This is a genomic window from Citrobacter youngae (genome assembly GCF_003818115.1).
GTDB classification, from domain to species: domain Bacteria; phylum Pseudomonadota; class Gammaproteobacteria; order Enterobacterales; family Enterobacteriaceae; genus Citrobacter; species Citrobacter youngae.
Genome location: NZ_RPOI01000006.1, coordinates 26,923 through 44,648, shown reverse-complemented (window position 1 = coordinate 44,648; position 17,726 = coordinate 26,923). Strand labels below are relative to the sequence as shown.

Sequence of the window (17,726 nt, the reverse complement as noted above, 5' to 3'; positions counted from 1 at the left end):
CAAAGCGACGCTACATGGCATGGGCAAGACGACGAATTCCCTCAACAATAACCTCTGGCGGGTGATTCGCAAAACCGATCATAATCCCCTGCCGGGAGATATCACCATGATAATAATGACTCAATGATTGAATCCCCATCCCCAGCATTCTGGCTTTCAGTTCGACCTCATCTCCGGTCAACCCGGCATGCAACCAGCAGACAATATGCACCCCAGAATCAGAAGGCTGAACGGTCATTTTATCGGCAAGATAGCATTGAATAGCATTGACCAACGCCGTTCGCCTCTCGTAGCATGCCTTACGAACCCGTCGTACATGGCTGGCGTAATGTCCTTCTTCAATAAAACTCGCCAGTACCGCCTGCTCAAGATAACTGGAGCCAATATCGGAAAAATATTTTGTCACGATAAACTGTTCTTTTAATCCTGGCGGAACAACTAAAAAACCTAAACGAAATTCTGGGTACATCATTTTTGAAAATGTCCCTGAATATATTACCCGCTGATGCTGATCTAACCCCTGCAAGGCTTGCAAAGAGCGTGCGGCATAACGAAACTCACTATTGTAATCATCTTCAAATATCCATGCCCGGTTAACCCGAGCCCATTCCAGTAGCTCAAGTCGTCGGGATAAACTGAGTGTCCCGCTAAGCGGGTACTGATCGGAAGGAACAACATAGGCCAGTTTCGCATGAGAGAAATGATCAATGCCGTATTGAACATTCATTCCTTCGTTATCCACCGGCACAGGTCTCACAATTGCCCCTGTTGACATAAATACCCCGCGCGCACCTTTATAACCAGGGTCGTCCAGCCAAACGTCATTTCCTTTTGTAAGCAACGCCCGGGCAGTAATATTTAACGCCTGCTGAATACCGTTTACGATAATTATCTGATCTTCACTACAGTTAACCCCTCGCGTTGTTTTCACGTAGTGACAAATTGCTTTCCGTAAGGGATAAAAACCGCAGGGGCTGGTATGAGAGCCGAGTTGATGCCGGGATTGTCTCCAGACTCGTCCCAGTAACTTGCCCCATAATGAATGAGGAAAGAGATCGGTACAGCCCACACCGACGGCAAACAGACGGTTCATTTCACGCCCTTCAACATCGCCAGACCATAAACCACGAACGGATACGATATCCGCATTTAGCTGCCCATCAACAGGCAGTTCATCCCCTTGCTGTAATTCAGGATAAAGACCGCTGATGCTGCGGTCAGGAAGACTTGGCGTGACAAAGGTTCCAGCACCTTTGCGCGTCTGAATATACCCTTCGTCTAACAGCCGGTCATAACCCGCAATTACCGAGTTCCGTGAAATTGACATCATCTCGGACAGTCCCCGGGTTGAGGGTATCTTTGTCCCTGGCGGCAAACGGCCTTCTACGATTGCGTTGCGTAGCGCATGGTACACCTGTTCCTTAATAACGCCTTGCTCTAAAAAAAGCTCCTGAAATAAAGGTGCACTATTTTTTTTCATTGCACTCACTCTTACGTTAAAAGTGGATCCTGGAAATATTTGCAAAGTGTCTCTTTGCGGTGGCTTACGCAATATTTAGGATAACCGCCATAGAAAACCACTCTGACTAAAATTATCAGGAGACCTATGAGTAACCAAAACACAACTGCGCCGATTACTATCGAACCCGTCACCCAGCAAGACTACGCGGGCTGGCTACCGCTTTGGATAAATTACCAGATTTTTTACCGTACTGAAATTTCAGACAAGGTCACACAATTAACCTGGGGGCGTTTTCTCAATCCTGTGGAGCCTGTTTTCTGCGCTGTCGCAAAATCTGACGGTAAAATTGTCGGTCTGGTACATTATCTCTTTCACCGCTCAACCTGGGCGGAGTCTGATTATTGCTATCTGGAGGACTTATTTGTTAGTGAAGAAACCCGGGGCAAACACATCGGCAAGCAGCTTATCGAGTATGTTCAAAAACACGCCCGCAAGCGCCATGCTGCAAGATTATACTGGCACACACATGAAACAAACCTCCGCGGTCAGCGCCTTTATGACTGGGTTGCCAGCAAGAGTGGGATGATCGAGTACCGTATGTAAAATAAATAATACCCATTTAATCGGGTAGTTCTATGTAAACATCCCCCCGTACTGTACCTTCATTTTTCAACACATCGTCTGCGGCTCTGTTTCGCAAAGCCGCAGAATCCGAAATCATCAGATTTCTGAGACCAAATACCCGCTACGCTAAAAAGTGACATATTCATATATTTTAAACTTCCCATCAATAAACATTAATTCTCAACACGTTGCATATATCTTACTGCTCATGAGTTTTATTTTCACATAAAATGTCCCTACACTTGTTTTGCATCTCTATATTGCCGGAGCGGCCTCTAAACAAGCCGCCGGGTTGCATCGGTGCGGCATGAGATAATATATCAGTAAATATATTTTCTCATACTTTTGGGTGATATCAATTTGGCTAACTGGCGATCTGGAGATGTTTGAGGAGCTGGGTAGTGAAATAATAGTGTAACCAGGCGGGATGTTTTCCCAACATTAACGCGTTACTTTCACACATAAAGGAGAAAAACAGGGTGCCGGAATAGCAACTTACGCAGCCCTGGCTTTGTCATAGTCTCCTGTTTTATTATTAATAATTAACCCTGAAAATATCGAGTGACAATGCAATTGTTCTAAATGTAGTTCATCCACCAAAGAGATATATAAAATAGCCAGAGTTTTAAATCACCTTGACGCCTATACAAATTGTTACCCTAATAACAATGTTATATGCACCTATCCCGACCCAGGAGAAATAAACAGTAAGACATCTTATTTTTGCAGTTTAAAAAAACTACTATTGTTTTTCTTAGAGAGAGCGATTAAAGGTTTAATTTAACAGCATAACTGTAAATCCTGTGGCTCTGGAACAGCAGAGCCACAGGCGTTTGACACTAATCAGGCTTTACTGGGTATTGCACCTACGGCATGCGAACCTTTTACGGTCAACGTCACCACAGCGGAACATAACAGGGCGGCGATCATAAAGATAAATGCACTGTTGTAACTTCCGCCGCTGCTTTGGATAAGCCAGCCAATAATCGGCGCAGAAACTACCCCCGCCATCTGACCGCCAAAGTTAACAATACCGGAAGCCCGCCCCATGATATTGCTGGGGATGGTATCCATTAAAATGCCCCAAAATGTCGCCATGGCAAAAAACATAAACAGCGCAGAGATACACTGATAAACCACCGCCATATCCGCGCTGCTGACGCTGAAGGTCAGATACAGGAAGCCCGCCGCAATAACCGACGTCACGACATACAACGTCTTGCGCATCGGTTTGAATTTATCTGAGCAATATCCGCCGATTAATGTCCCACCCGCGCCAAACAGGAACGGAATTGCCGCCATCACTCCCGTTTTCGCCAGTGAAAATTCACGCACGGTAATCAGGTAGCTTGGCAACCAGGTTGAAAACCCCCAGAAGGTGATATCAAACAAGAACCAGATACTGGCCATCTGCCAGAGCACCGGCATCTTGAGCACGTCTTTAAACGCGATAGCGCTCGTATTTTGCAGGCCGCCCTGATCGTCAGCGGCTAAATCGGCCAGATCCTGTTGCGTAATCGCAGGGTGATCTTTCGGGTTGTCACGTGTGAATAAGTAGATACCCGCAGCAATAAACAGGCCCGGGATCCCCAGCACAATAAAGACCATGTGCCAGCCAAACGCCCCGATAATACTTGCAGCGACCACCACCGCCAGTGCGGGGCCTAAGGTATTTACCGTTGACTGAATTGCTGTAGCTCGACCGCGTTCTTTCGAAGGGAAATAGGTGGAAATCATTTTCCAGGAAGCTGATGGGAAGCACCCTTCGCCAATACCGAAGAAGAAGCGAACAGCCAGCATCAACGGCAGCGTTAATACCGCACCGGTTAAGCTGGTGAAAACTGACCACCAGGCAATACCAATAGCCATAATTTTACGTGAGCCAAACTTATCCGCCAGTAAACCACCGGGGATTTGGAACGCGGCATAACCAATGAAAAAGGCGCTAATAATTAAACCTTGTTGAGTTGTATCAAGATTTAAATCTTTGCCGATATAAGGCAACGAAACGCTCATGACCATTCTGTCGAGGAACGAGAGTAGCCATGCCAGCCAGATTAATGTCAGGACGGTATATCTTGCTTTCCAGGTCTTAGGTTTACCTGAAGGTAAAGATGTTTGTAGGTTCATTGTGATGTCCTTGGGGTGTAGTGATCTACCGCGGCCATAAATGGTCGCGATAGATCCATGCGTGTTTAGCGTTATTTATTAATATTGTTTTCTGATAACAGTACCGCTACAGGCATAACTTTCCGTGCCATTAATTAAGGCTATGCGTCCATTAACCATCACGATTTCAATCCCTTCCGGATACTGATTAGGTTCAACAAATGTCCCCTTATCCGCAATAGTCTTGGGATCGAACATCACAATATCCGCCGCATACCCTACCTTCAGCAGTCCGCGATCCTGCAGACCCAACACCTCAGCGGGTTTGCCTGTCATCTTGCGGATTGCCGCTTCCCAGCTCAGGCATCCTTCTTCACGCACGTATTTACCCAGCACGCGCGGGAAGGCGCCAAACACACGTGGGTGTGGTTTACCCGCGCCCATCAGTCCGTCAGTGCACACGTTCTGTTCCGGCCGGCAGAGAAACTTAATGACGTGCTCTTCAGTGCCGTAAAAATCGACCATGCCAACGGCGTTTTCTTCTTCAAACAACAGATCGAAGGTGGCGTTGTACGGATCTTTACCGCGCAATTCCCCCAGTTGAACAAGGTTCAGACCAACAGCATCCTGATTTTTCTCTGTCTTGACGCTGGTGACAAAAATCTGATCCAGGCCTGCAAAATCAATGAAGTTATCCCAACCAGGAATGCCCTGCTGGATATCCTCTATCATTTTGGCGCGCAATTCAGGCGAGGCCAGACGCTCAAGTAATTTGTCCGTCCCGCCAGAGTGGACCCACGGAGGCAGGATCACGCCGAGCATGGTGCTGCCCGCCACATACGGATACTGGTCGTAAGAGATACGGATCCCCTCTTCCTGGGCCTGCTCCAGCATGCCCAACATCTGGTCAATCAGCCCCCAGTTTTTCTTCCCACAGACCTTCATATGTGAAATATGCAACCAGACGCCGGTGGCTTTAGCGATATCGATCAGTTCCTGCGTTGAACTGATGATATCGTCAGCCTCACTGCGCTGGTGTACCACAAAGATCCCGTCATATTTCGCCGTGACCTTGCACAACTCAATCATTTCAGCGGTATCACCAAAAGCACACGGCATATAGATAAGCCCAGTTGAAAGACCAAACGCGCCGGCTTTTAGCTCACGTTCAAGGACTTCACACATCTTCGCCACATCTTCACGCGTGGAAGGGCGTCCATCCAGGCCCATCGCTTCCATGCGTACGTTACCGTGTGGCACCAGATATGCCAGGTTTGTCGCCGGATGTCGGGATGCCAACAGGTTGAGATAACCGTCCGTGTTTTTATATTTCCAGTCAATTTTGTCGGTGTCGCCGTCCAGTCCAGCAATATTTTTACGCCATGCCGGAATATATTCCTCCGGCAATGGTGCCAGCGCTACGCCATCCTGCCCCAGCAACTCGGTAGTAATCCCCTGGCGGATTTTCGCTGACAGCGCAGGATTAATAATGGCTGACAGATCAGAGTGTGTGTGAGTATCAATAAAGCCCGGACAAATAATTTTCCCTGTTGCATCAATAACCTGTTCATTGACGCCAACATCAATTTGACCAATTTCGACAATATGCCCTTCATCAACCATTACATCGGCAATTCGGCCTGGATTACCCGTTCCATCAATCACATTTCCGTTTTTAAAAATGGTTTTCATCGTTATTCTCCATTGCGGTGCCGCGTAGCAGCACCACCTGTAAGGTAAGAGGTATTTATCTTTATTTTTTAACGGCGATAGAGTGTCTGGATGATGCTGTAATAGCCGCGGGCCGATCCGGTCAACTGATCAATCTCGATATACTCGTCGATGGTATGCGCCAGGTTTTCACGCGACGGCCCAAACCCGATGGTTTTGATTCCCGCTTCGCCCGCATAGTGGCTGCCGTTAGTGCAAAATGAGTACTGAGTAATCGTTGGCGAGAAACCCGCTTCGCGAACGCCTGCCAGAGCGGCCTGCACGAACTCGTCAGACTCGTCGTACACCCAGCCAGGGAAGAACCGCTCTCCCTCAATGGTGGCGCCGGTATAGCAAGACTCCTTGCCAACCGCGTAAGAGACGCGGGCTTTGAACTGCGGGTCCTGGGCGGTTAGCTCTGCAAGTGCATTTTCCAGTGGCGCAATAACACTTTCTTTGGTTTCGCCCACCAGCAAGCGGCGATCGTAAGTGGCGCGGCAGTAATCCGGCACCACTGATGCGCCAGGATACGGCGACGATTTAATGTCTGTCAGTTCCAGGATACCGGGGCCAAGAACCGGGTGGGTTGGCGGAGTGATGGTGCGAATTTTGTCGATCAACTGCGCCATTTTGTACACCGCGTTAATTCCTGCCTGCGGGTTGGCGGAGTGGGCAGGTTTACCAAAGGTTTCAACCACAATTTCAGCACGACCACGCTGGCCGATTTTCAGATTCAGTTCAGAAGCTTCGCCAATAATGACGTAATCAGGCTGATAGCGCTCACTGACCAGACGAGCGGCAATGCCTTCAAAACACTCTTCATGAACGATACAGGCGACGTAAATTTTCCCGGCGAAATTACGCTGAGTATCCTGGCCGAAAAAACCTACGGCGGAGATCATCGCAGCAACAGCACCTTTCATATCGGTGGTGCCACGACCATAAATTTTGCCATCGTCAATATCACCGCCGTACGGGTTGCGGGTCCACTTCTCTTCGTTCACCGGCACAGTATCGATATGACCATCCAGAACCAGCGTTTTCCCCGGCTGATTTCCCACAATACCGCCAACGATATTGCCGTATTTATCAACATGGATGTCGTCGAACTGGTAATGCTGCATCATTATTTTTATGGCATTTACCACGTCCCCTTCCTGACCTGAATAACTTTTTTGCTGGATCAGCGCCTGGCAATTTTTAATAACTTCTTCAATACGGGTTGCAGATAACATGGGGTTTCTCCGTTAATACTCTCAATCAGGAAATTATTTATTGATGCCCGGGTACTGACCGCCCCAGACAATATCCAAATATTGTTGCGGGTCGGTATCACCTTCAGTACTTATCAGCAACACGCGGGAATGCTCATCCAGACCCAGTTGCTCACGGGTTTGGGCCAAATCCGGGGAGGTCATCAACAGCGCCAGAAGACCTGCCGTGACGGCCCCAGACTCGCCTGAAATAATTTGTGGGTCGCCCGCCAGCGGGTTGCCCAACATACGCATGCCCAGCGCCGCAACTTCATCAGGGCAGGAAGCAAATGCGGTGGCATAATCACGCAGTAACTTCCAGCCAATGCTGTTTGCCTCACCACAGGCCAGACCCGCCATCACGGTCTGTAAATCGCCGCCTACCGCAACAGCATCCCCCTCTTTTGCACGGGCTGAACGGTAGAGGCAGTCGGCAATTAACGCTTCGGCGACGATCACTTTCGGACGATTTTCGCCCCATGCGGCCGTCACCATACCCTGCACCATTCCCGCAAATGAACCCACACCGGCCTGAACGAAAACATGCGTCGGGGCGACCTGATGGAGTTGATCAATCGCTTCCAGCATCAGCGTGCCGTAGCCCTGCATAATCCACTGCGGGATCTTTTCGTACCCTTCCCAGGCCGTGTCCTGCACAACGATCCAGCCATACTTTTGCGCCTGATCTGCGGTCATACGCACGGCATCGTCATAGTTCATATCCACGATTTCAGCGGTAGCGCCTTCATTGCGGATAGATGCCAGCCGCTGCTGTGAAGATCCTTTCGGCATGTAAACCACCGCATTTTGCTTTAGCTGGCGCGCCATCCACGCCACTCCGCGCCCGTGGTTACCATCGGTGGTGGTGGCAAACGTCACGGTCTTCAGGTCATGGCGTACTGCTTCACTGGTCATGACATCAAACGGCAATTCACTGATATCCTTCCCCACTAATTCCGCGATATGGCATGCCATCGCGTAGGCGCCGCCCAGCGCTTTGAACGCTTTCAGGCCAAAACGTTGAGACTCATCTTTGAGGTAAATATTTTTTACGCCCAGTTTTTGTGAAAGTGCCGGCAACGTATACAGCGGTGTTGGAGCGTATCCCGGAATAGACCGATGAAAATTCAACGCTTTTACCAGTTCCTGGCGACTAAAGGGGGCCAGAGGTGCGTTAGGGTGCTCGGTAAACGGCGTCTGGTTGATAAAAAATGATAAGTTTTGCTGCATCATAAAACCTCATTATCCTGGTAATTCATTCCCTGTAATCGGTGTAATACAGAGTTATTTACGCTATCGGTAATCCATAAAAGCAAAATGCTTACCAGTTTTTTAGAAAATGAGGAAAAAACTAGAAATAATTTAATAAATTCTTTTATTTCAATACATTAATCAATTTTTAATGATAGCAAGGTAAAAACAGCCGTCGTTAGTTTATCGCCTGGTTTTGATAAATTCTCATAAATGATAAATAGTGTGATCACGAAGGATAAAATTAAAAAAACATCCAAAAACAATACGCTAGATTGATTTTTCGCAAATCAATTTTGCAATGATTCGCCTATTTATCATTTTCCTTGAGAAATGAGACACCTTACCGGAGAAGTATCATGATTTCAGTACTGAGCAATATCCAGGATGATATATGCAATTATGCCGACGCTATTTCCGGCATTACCGGGACTGATGTAGAAATCATTGATGAATCTTTAATGCGCATTGCTGGCACCGGTAAATACCGACATATGCTCAATGAGAACGTGGCAAAAAATGGTTATATCTATCGGCATGTTTTGCAGGTCCGTGAGACGGTTTTGATCAAAAACCCCGGTGAACATCCTCTATGTCAACTGTGTGAAAAACACCATTACTGCTCTGAAATGCTGGATTTGAACGCCCCTATTTTTCTCAATAACCGCGTCATTGGGGTGATCGGCATTATTTGCTCAACGCAAACACAGCGTGACACTTTGCTTAGCCAGATCGATAAATTTGTCACGTTTATAGAGCAAATTGCCGTCATGATCTCCAGTAAGGTCTTTGAATGCCTGGAACGCTTACGCGCGCAGGAGACGCTCGGTGCCTTTCGCCGTCTGATTGATGCAATGGATCGCGGCGTTGTGGCCATCGATGGCAAGGGCCGCATCTGGCATGCCAACCATTCAGCAGATCGCATACTTAACCGTGAAGTTCAGGGATTACCTCTGACCATTGAAACGACCTGAGACAGTTTGTATGGCGATGAGGAAGCATGGCTGACACTTGAAGGGCAAAAACACCATGTGCTGTGTAAACAAATCTCGCTCTCGTCACTGGATAACGACCGATTAACTATGGTTATCTTTCGCGATGCGCACGACTACCTGAGCACGATTGCTCCCTCGCCCTATGAGTCTGACACACAGGTACGTCTTATTGGCCATTCCCCCTCAATGGAACAACTCAGAAGTACCATTAGCAAAATCGCCAACAGCTATGCCAGTGTACTGATCACCGGGGAAAGTGGTTCAGGTAAAGAAGTTGTGGCATTTGCTATTCATCAGAGCAGCCCGCGTAAAGCCGCCCCTTTCGTGACCATCAACTGCGCCGCTATCCCTGAACAACTCCTGGAAAGCGAACTGTTTGGCTACGTACGCGGCGCATTCAGCGGTGCCGATCCCAAAGGCCGTGTGGGGAAATTTGAGCTGGCCAATGGGGGTAGCCTGTTCCTCGACGAGATTGGCGATATGCCACTGCATTTGCAGGCCAAGCTGCTCAGGGTACTGCAGGAAAAAGCCATCACCCGTGTGGGGTCTAACAACACCATCAATATTGACGTGCGGATTATTGCCGCAACCAACAAAAACATCAGCGCGATGGTCGAGAATAATCAGTTTCGTGAAGATCTTTTCTATCGCCTGAACGTGGTCCCTCTGGTACTTCCTTCCCTGCGTGAACGCCGGGCGGATATCGCCGTCCTGGCACAATATTTTGCCGATGAATTTTCGCTAAGCTATCAGCGACCGCCGCAAAAACTTCCCGATGATGTTATTAACCGCCTTTATGCCTGGCACTGGCCGGGCAACATCCGTGAACTGCGCAATGTCATCGAGTACATTTTTGTCATGCGCGGAGAAGCCGCCGGGATCAACGCCAGCCATCTGCCCCCTTACCTGCTTACCGCAGCCGATGGCAGAAAAAGCACAATGATGGCGCAACCTCGCCAGCTTGCCCACCAGGGCAAACAAGCAGAGAGAGATGCCATTGAAAACGTCATACAGCGATTTGGTTCAAGCGTTGAGGGTAAGAAACAAGCCGCGACAGAACTGGGGATCAGCATTGCGACGCTGTACCGAAAACTAAAACTCTATGGCTTATGAGCCTCGCCTTCTCAACGACAAAATCTGCATTATCCAATACTGCCGATCATCAATGCTCGCTTATCAGGCCTACGTCTTACAAGCTTTAGTAGGCCGGATAGGGCGTCAGAGCCGCCATCCCACAGGTACAGCAAAGTCCCTTATGGTTGAGCGCTTTTAAAATTAAAACTCGCCATTCCCGCTATCTCAGATCGGCAATCAACAGGCACAGGATCTGAGTTTTTGGGAATAATTTCGCGAAAATGGAGAGAAAACGGTGATTTTTTTCGGTTAAGCTATGTGCATGCTTTGGCGCTACCACAAGGTCAAATTCACTCTTCAGGAACCAACCCGTAATGGCTAAAAGTATTCCGCAGCTGCCGCATGATCCCCATATGTGTCGCAGCTATGAAAAAAAGACTCGTAGCCCACTGGCACTCTATTCAGAGTATCAGCGTATGGATGTCGAGTTGCGGGAGCCGCTGGCCATGACTTACAGTCACTGGCATGGCCAGGTTGAAGTGAATGTGCCATTTGATGGTGATGTTGAGTACCTGTTCAATGACGAAGTGGTACAGAGCAAACAAGGCTTTATCACACTATTCTGGGCGTGTACCCCTCATCAGCTCACGAATGCCGGGCACTGTAAGCAAATGGCTATCTTCAACTTGCCCATGCATTTATTTTTGTCCTGGCCGCTGGATAGAGAGCTGATTAATCACGTGACGCACGGCAGGGTGATTACCTCATCGGCATCCCAGCAGCTTAGCGTTTTTGAGGTTCAACGTTGGCAAAATGAACTCAACAGCGATAACGAACAGATTCGTCAGTTAGCCATTGATGAAATCGCCCTGATGCTCAAGCGGTTTAGCCTCTCAGGCTGGCGGACAGTATTGGGAAACCAAACTGCACGAACCCAGAAGAACAGCATTTCGCGGCATTCACAATTTTACGTCAGCCAGATGCTGGAATTTATTGCCGCCAACTGTGACAAATTGCTGACCGTCGAGGCCATTGCCGATCACGTCAAACTTAATCCTAATTATGCGATGGGTATCTTTCATCGCGTAATGCAACTGACGATGAAACAATATATTACGGCGATGCGCATCAACCATGTACGGGCATTACTCAGCGACACCGATAAAACCATTCTGGATATCGCGATGATTGCGGGTTTTCGCTCCAGCAGTCGATTTTATAGCTCATTTCATAAATACGTCGGTATGCCGCCTCAGCAGTATCGCAAGCTCAGCCAGCAACGCCGAAATCATCCACCTTATGCGGAGGGATAATTGACTATCAAATCTATCTCTTATTTTACTGCTGAAATATGAACATCATAACAGCAGGCCAGAAAAGATCGCCTGAAACAGTTAATAAAATAGAGTTCGTTCAACAACTCACGTAACTACGCCACTCCATTATTGATTGGCCTGTAGCAGGTATTTCTTTGGCTTGTTCAACCGTTAACGATTGGGATGGAATTATGGAACAAAATAGCTGTACCTCACACTACAGAAAAAAACTCTCTTTCTTTTGGTCAGTATTACCTATGGTGATCATGCTGGGCGGGATTAGCATAGGATATTTTATATTCAATATTCGTGCCGAACCTATGATCCTGATGGGAACGGCAGCCGCTTCATTTATCGCCATTGCTCATGGTTATACATGGGATGATATTCTGCAATCGATTTGCAATAAAATATCAGAAACACTGCCAGTCATTCTGATTGTCGCCAGTATCGGGTTTTTGATTGGCTCCTGGATGGTATCAGGTACCATCCCGATGATGATCTATTATGGTTTGAAGTGGATTAACCCTCAGTATTTTTATATTTCAGCATTTATGCTGGGGGCATTGATCTCAGTGTGTACCGGCACCTCATGGGGTTCCATTGGTACCGTCGGAATTGCCATGATTGGTGTCGCCATTGGCCTTAATGTCTCTCTGCCCATCGCCGCTGGAGCCATTGTTTCAGGTTGCTGGTTTGGCGATAAACTCTCGCCGGTCTCTGATTCAACCAATATGGCGGCACTGGCTGCCGGTGTAAATCTGTACTCCCATATTGGCCATTTGCTGTGGACTACCGGTCCGGGATTCATTATTTGCTGCGTGGTTTATAGCTATATGGGAATGGGCATTGATGCCGCTGTCAGTACACCAGAAAATATCACCCAGTTAATGAACGCTATCGGCCAAATTTATCAGTTCAACCTTCTGTTGTTGCTACCACCGATTATAGTTTTGTACGGCTCACTGTCGAAAAAACCGCCTATCCCGATGTTGTTTTTGTCCACCATCGTATCAATGATTCTGGCTCTGGTTTTTCAACAATTCAGCGCATCTTCGGTCGGTGAATCCGTGGTCAGCGGCTTTAAACTCGCGATGCTTACCGGAGACCCTGTTCCTGCACTGTCATCTGATGTCTCGCGCTTATTAGAGCGAGGCGGCGCAATCTCTATGTTCAGCAGTTTTGTGACCGTCTTCAGCGCCTTTAGTTTTGCTGGTGCCATGAGTGCGACTGGCTCCCTGCACACGGTTATTAACGCGCTGACAAAAGGGGTTAAATCAACATTCCGCCTGGTCGCTACCACCATTGTTACGACGTTCACCATCTGCGCCTGTACCGCCAATGGAACCTTACCGTTGTTATTGTGCGGCGATGCCTTTAAAGATGAATACAAAAAACGTGGACTGGCCGCGAAGAACCTTTCGCGAACCACCGAAGATGCCGGAACCGTTGTCGAACCTATTATTCCATGGTCTGCTTCTGGTGTTTATTGCGCCACGATGCTGGGCGTGACAACTCTTGATTACCTGCCATGGGCAATTCTATGTTACAGCGGCGTCATCTTTGCATTGCTGTGGGCAGCAACCGGTATTGGCATTGCTAAATATGAGTCTAATGAACTGACTACCAATAGAGTTGAACAAGAATCATAAAGTGATAAATAGCTAAAGACAGCTATCACCAGGGGTATTTTACTATATCAACCAGATATGTACATGACGTGTGCATAAAAATCTCTGGTTTATTTCACGCGGCTTAAATTATTTATTTCAGAGACTATCCAGGAGTTAGCAATGTCTTTGTTTGATGATATTGTCACAAGGGATGTTAATTGTCGTAAATACGGACAATTACAACAAATGTACGGTACCAGCGATGTATTACCACTATGGATTGCGGATATGGATTTTGTGACGCCAGAACCCATCATGGATACATTACGCACAGTAGTAGAGCGGCCTGTTCAGGGCTATAACCTGGATTATCCGCAATGGAAAGAATCCGTTGTCCAGTGGTACGCAAAACAATATGATGCCGAGATTAAATCGCACTGGCTGCATTTTGTTCCCGGTGTCATAAAAACCATTGTCATGTCCTTGCTGGCACTCACCCGCACGGGAGACAATATATTAACCTGTACCCCAATATATGACCCCTACCCTAACCTGGTGAAAACCAGCGGCAGACATTTACTCCAGACCCGCCTCATTGAAAAAGACGGTTGCTATGAATTTGACTGGCAAGATTTCAGCGAGAAACTTAAACAGTGCAAAATGTTTCTTTTTCCCTCGCCACATAATCCTGGTGGAATGGTGTGGTCACGGGAAACGCTTGAAAAGATCAGTCACTATTGCCAGCAGGCCGGCGTCATCATTCTCTCCGATGAAGTGCATAGCGATTTAACCCTGCCAGGTAAGCAACACCGGCCCTTTTTTACCCTTGATGACGCAGCAGGGTGTCAGTCAATCGTACTGACCTCTGTCAGCAAGACCTTCAACACGGCGGCGATACAGGGAGGGATAGCCATTATAAAGAATGATGAACTGCGTCACCGGTTCTATCATTTTCTCGATAACTGCTATCTTGCAGAGACTCACTCACTGCAACAGGCAACGATTTATAGCGCCTATACCCATTGCGGTGACTGGCACCGGGAATTATTGGCTTATCTGGCTGATAACGTGGCATTTGTTAGAAATGAAATCGAAATGCACTGTCCGTTGATTTCAATTGTCTATGGTGGCGCATCCTATCTGCTCTTTCTGAATGCCGAAAAAATGGCGCTTAGCGAGACGCAGCTAAGCGATTTTTTTGTCCATGAAGCCAGACTTGGCCTGTCACCAGGGTCACAATATGGTCCAGGCGGAGAGGGGCACATGCGTCTGAACGTTGGCTGTCCGCGCACCGTACTGGTAGAGGCGATGAACAGGCTAAAAGCGGCATACCAGAAACGGCTGAACGCATAACGCAGGCCGCTACGCTTGCTCTGCTTCGTCAGGGCAAAATTGCCCAAAGATATTGACCGAACTGCTATAAAGTCTTTCCCTTCTGTCGGCTGGTGTTAAACTGGAAAGTGTGATCTTCATCATAACCTGCTTAAACAGAGAAAAGAGACACTGCTATGCAACATATCATTGAGGGCTTCCTCAACTTCCAAAAAGAGATTTTCCCTCAACGTAAGGAACTCTTCCGCAGCCTGGCATCCAGCCAGAATCCTAAAGCGCTTTTCATCTCCTGTTCTGACAGCCGTCTGGTGCCAGAGTTAGTGACGCAGCAAGAGCCAGGACAGCTTTTCGTTATCCGTAACGCCGGTAATATCGTACCGTCTTTTGGCCCGGAGCCTGGTGGCGTGTCTGCTACCATTGAGTACGCGGTCGTTGCTCTAGGCGTGACTGATATCGTTATCTGTGGTCACTCCAACTGCGGCGCGATGAAAGCCATCGCAGAAAGCCAGCCCCTGGATCCGATGCCTGCTGTCGCCCACTGGTTGCACTATGCCGATGCCGCGAAAGCCGTGGTTGAAAAGAAAACCTGGGCTAACGAAATCGATAAAGTGAATGCCATGGTGGAAGAAAACGTAATTGCCCAGTTGAACAACATTAAAACGCATCCTTGCGTGGCTGTTGGCCTGCGCAACAACGCGATTCGTCTGCACGGCTGGGTCTACGACATCGAAAGCGGAGAAATTCGTACTCTGGATAAGAACAGCAAGACTTACGTTTCGCTGGCCGATAATCCACACGTCCATTTCGAGTAAAGCTGCACTGGAGCACGGATGCTCTGGCAATCCTCTCACTACGATTTCTGTTAGTAGACAAACCCCCCTCATGCGACTAGCTTTTACACTAGCCATCGGTGTGGCTGTCGTGGAACCCGCAATAGATTAAGCGATAAAAAGGAGCAGGTACGCATGCGAACGAAAAATAACAGACTGATTAATATGTTATTTTTTCATGAGTCGTGGGATATTATGATCCTGAAAAATAATGGTTCGCATACCTTTCCCACTAACACGCTGGACATTCTAAACCGCACCCGAGCCCAACAGCTCAAAAAGAAATATACCTTTCAGGCCGATCCTTTCATTATTGAAAAAGACAATAAAGTTTATGTTTTTTATGAAGCATTAAGCTTTCGTAATTCGCAAGGTATCCTGCGCTGCCGTATCCTTGATGCTAACCTGGTTGAGCTTGAGGATGTGAAACTCGACGGTTTTGATAACCTAAAATGCCATCTATCATTTCCTTTTTTATTTTACAACAACGATCAGCTTTTCATGATCCCGGAGTCTTCAGAAAGGAAAGAGGTTATCTTATTCCAGTCGATAGATTTCCCTACGCGCTGGAAACAGGTAAAAGTATTAGTACCTGATCAGGCGCTCACCGATAACGTCGTCGTTTCGTTGCATGAAAATCTTTATCTTTTATCCACCACGATGGAAGATAAGTTAGTTATCCATACAGCCAGTGATGTAACCGGGCCATGGCAAAAAATAGTGCCAACGCTTAACCTGTCGAATCAACACCCCCGAGGCGCTGGCGCACCACATTGCGTTGAGAATAGACTCTATTTCCTCACCCAGGAATGCACACCAGAGACGTACGGAAAGTCGGTTTATATCAAAGAGTTAATCACGATTAATGCATCCAACTTTGATGAGCGTTTGATTGCGCAGATCAATGCCAGCATCAACCAAAGCGAGGGCGTCCACACGCTGAACTTCACCGATAACTATATCGTGTATGATAGTAAGATAAGCAAATTCAGCCTGTTTTCTATACTTAAAAAAATATCTTATAAATGCAGGGTGAAATACCGGAATTATTACCTTAACCGACGCCGCCAATAACATTTATTTATGCCGGTGGCATTAATGAATTAATGATTGTTTGCAAAAAAATATCTGGAGACTGTATGGCAATTTTAGTCACTGGTGGTGCTGGTTATATTGGTTCACATACCGTGCTGACGCTTCTGGAAAGAGGTGATGATGTTGTGGTCATCGATAACCTTTCCAACTCCTCACAAACATCCCTGGACCGGGTTGCGGAACTGACCGGCAAAGCGCCCATTGTTTATATTGCTGATGTGCTGAACAACGATATTCTGAAAACGATTTTCTCTAACCATAACATCACCGATGTCATTCATTTTGCTGGATTAAAATCAGTTTCAGAATCAATAAAAGAGCCGCTTGCCTATTATGACAATAATGTCACCGGCACGCTGGTTTTACTGCGTGAGATGTTAGCTGCGGGGGTGAAGCACTTTATTTTCAGCTCTTCCGCCACGGTATACGGCAACCCGGAAAGCGTTCCATTAAGTGAACAATCGCCAACCGGTGGTACCACCAATCCGTATGGCACATCAAAATTCATGGTCGAGCAAATTCTGGCAGACTTTTCCCGCGCACAGCCCGATTTCCGAATCACCTGCCTACGCTACTTTAACCCAGTTGGCGCGCATCCATCGGGCAGGATTGGCGAAGATCCGAATGGTATCCCCAACAATCTGGTACCGTATATTTCTCAGGTGGCGATTGGCAAACTGGAAAGCGTGTCGGTCTATGGAAATGACTATCCAACCCCTGACGGCACCGGTGTGCGTGATTACATCCATGTGATGGATCTGGCAACTGGCCATTTAGCGGCACTGGATTGCCAGGAAAAAGGTGCGGCATACAAAGTCATCAACCTCGGTACCGGTATCGGGTATTCCGTACTTAACCTGATTGCAGCCTTCGAGAAAGCGGCGCAAACCCGCATTAATTATAAGATTGTGGCCAGAAGGCCCGGGGATATTGCCGAGTGTTGGTCAGACCCGTCGTTAGCACGAAAAGAGTTGGGATGGCAGGCCATCTATACCCTGGATGAAATGATACGCGACACCTGGAACTGGCAAAAAAACAATCCAGATGGCTATCACGTTTAAT

General features: G+C 47.6%; 14 protein-coding genes. 9 read left to right on the top strand and 5 right to left on the bottom strand.

Features of this window, described 5'->3' with window-relative positions:
• Positions 1-10: 10 nt before the first annotated feature.
• Complete coding sequence (gene pdxR / locus EHN13_RS05695) at positions 11-1,480, bottom strand: MocR-like pyridoxine biosynthesis transcription factor PdxR (RefSeq protein ID WP_116360818.1); 1,470 nt, start codon at positions 1,478-1,480, stop codon at positions 11-13.
• 126 nt (positions 1,481-1,606) lie between these two features.
• On the opposite strand from pdxR, the gene EHN13_RS05690 reads away from it, so the two are divergent.
• Positions 1,607-2,065 carry a GNAT family N-acetyltransferase gene (locus tag EHN13_RS05690; RefSeq protein WP_048212960.1) on the top strand — a complete coding sequence of 153 codons (459 nt, stop codon included), beginning with the start codon at positions 1,607-1,609 and terminating at the stop codon, positions 2,063-2,065.
• Positions 2,066-2,929: 864 nt separating this feature from the next.
• On the opposite strand, the gene EHN13_RS05685 is transcribed toward EHN13_RS05690, so the two are convergent.
• The 4 genes from EHN13_RS05685 to dpaL all read right to left on the bottom strand — a co-directional run bounded on the left by EHN13_RS05685 (position 2,930) and on the right by dpaL (position 8,388).
• Complete coding sequence (locus EHN13_RS05685) at positions 2,930-4,216, bottom strand: MFS transporter (protein ID WP_048212961.1); 1,287 nt, start codon at positions 4,214-4,216, stop codon at positions 2,930-2,932.
• 78 nt (positions 4,217-4,294) lie between these two features.
• Complete coding sequence (locus EHN13_RS05680) at positions 4,295-5,887, bottom strand: N-acyl-D-amino-acid deacylase family protein (RefSeq protein ID WP_061068407.1); 1,593 nt, start codon at positions 5,885-5,887, stop codon at positions 4,295-4,297.
• 68 nt (positions 5,888-5,955) lie between these two features.
• A complete protein-coding gene (locus EHN13_RS05675) occupies positions 5,956-7,140 on the bottom strand; it encodes a YgeY family selenium metabolism-linked hydrolase (protein ID WP_048212963.1) in 1,185 nt (394 codons plus the stop codon).
• Positions 7,141-7,173: 33 nt separating this feature from the next.
• Positions 7,174-8,388 carry a diaminopropionate ammonia-lyase gene (gene dpaL, locus EHN13_RS05670; protein WP_124021042.1) on the bottom strand — a complete coding sequence of 405 codons (1,215 nt, stop codon included), beginning with the start codon at positions 8,386-8,388 and terminating at the stop codon, positions 7,174-7,176.
• Positions 8,389-8,768: 380 nt separating this feature from the next.
• Between dpaL and EHN13_RS24270 the strand changes: the two genes are divergently transcribed.
• The 8 genes from EHN13_RS24270 to galE all read left to right on the top strand — a co-directional run bounded on the left by EHN13_RS24270 (position 8,769) and on the right by galE (position 17,725).
• Complete coding sequence (locus tag EHN13_RS24270; protein ID WP_232034679.1) at positions 8,769-9,383, top strand: PAS domain-containing protein; 615 nt, start codon at positions 8,769-8,771, stop codon at positions 9,381-9,383.
• Positions 9,384-9,389: 6 nt separating this feature from the next.
• Positions 9,390-10,517 (top strand): sigma-54 interaction domain-containing protein, encoded by a 1,128-nt coding sequence (locus tag EHN13_RS24455; RefSeq protein ID WP_269149343.1) that lies wholly within the window; start codon positions 9,390-9,392, stop codon positions 10,515-10,517.
• Positions 10,518-10,852: 335 nt separating this feature from the next.
• Positions 10,853-11,791: a transcriptional regulator MelR gene (gene melR, locus EHN13_RS05660; RefSeq protein WP_048212965.1), complete on the top strand. Its 939-nt coding sequence runs from the start codon at positions 10,853-10,855 to the stop codon at positions 11,789-11,791.
• A 194-nt stretch (positions 11,792-11,985) separates the two neighbouring features.
• Positions 11,986-13,446, top strand: a complete 1,461-nt coding sequence (gene nhaC / locus EHN13_RS05655) for a Na+/H+ antiporter NhaC (protein ID WP_124021031.1) — start codon at positions 11,986-11,988, stop codon at positions 13,444-13,446.
• A gap of 141 nt (positions 13,447-13,587) precedes the next feature.
• Positions 13,588-14,760 carry a MalY/PatB family protein gene (locus tag EHN13_RS05650; RefSeq protein WP_124021030.1) on the top strand — a complete coding sequence of 391 codons (1,173 nt, stop codon included), beginning with the start codon at positions 13,588-13,590 and terminating at the stop codon, positions 14,758-14,760.
• 155 nt (positions 14,761-14,915) lie between these two features.
• A complete protein-coding gene (locus tag EHN13_RS05645; protein ID WP_005122990.1) occupies positions 14,916-15,551 on the top strand; it encodes a carbonic anhydrase in 636 nt (211 codons plus the stop codon).
• A 153-nt stretch (positions 15,552-15,704) separates the two neighbouring features.
• Positions 15,705-16,643 carry a glucosamine inositolphosphorylceramide transferase family protein gene (locus tag EHN13_RS05640; protein ID WP_124021029.1) on the top strand — a complete coding sequence of 313 codons (939 nt, stop codon included), beginning with the start codon at positions 15,705-15,707 and terminating at the stop codon, positions 16,641-16,643.
• 65 nt (positions 16,644-16,708) lie between these two features.
• The gene (gene galE / locus EHN13_RS05635; protein WP_061068412.1) at positions 16,709-17,725 is read left to right on the top strand and encodes a UDP-glucose 4-epimerase GalE; all 1,017 of its coding nucleotides are present in this window, start codon (positions 16,709-16,711) and stop codon (positions 17,723-17,725) included.
• Position 17,726 lies beyond the last annotated feature (1 nt).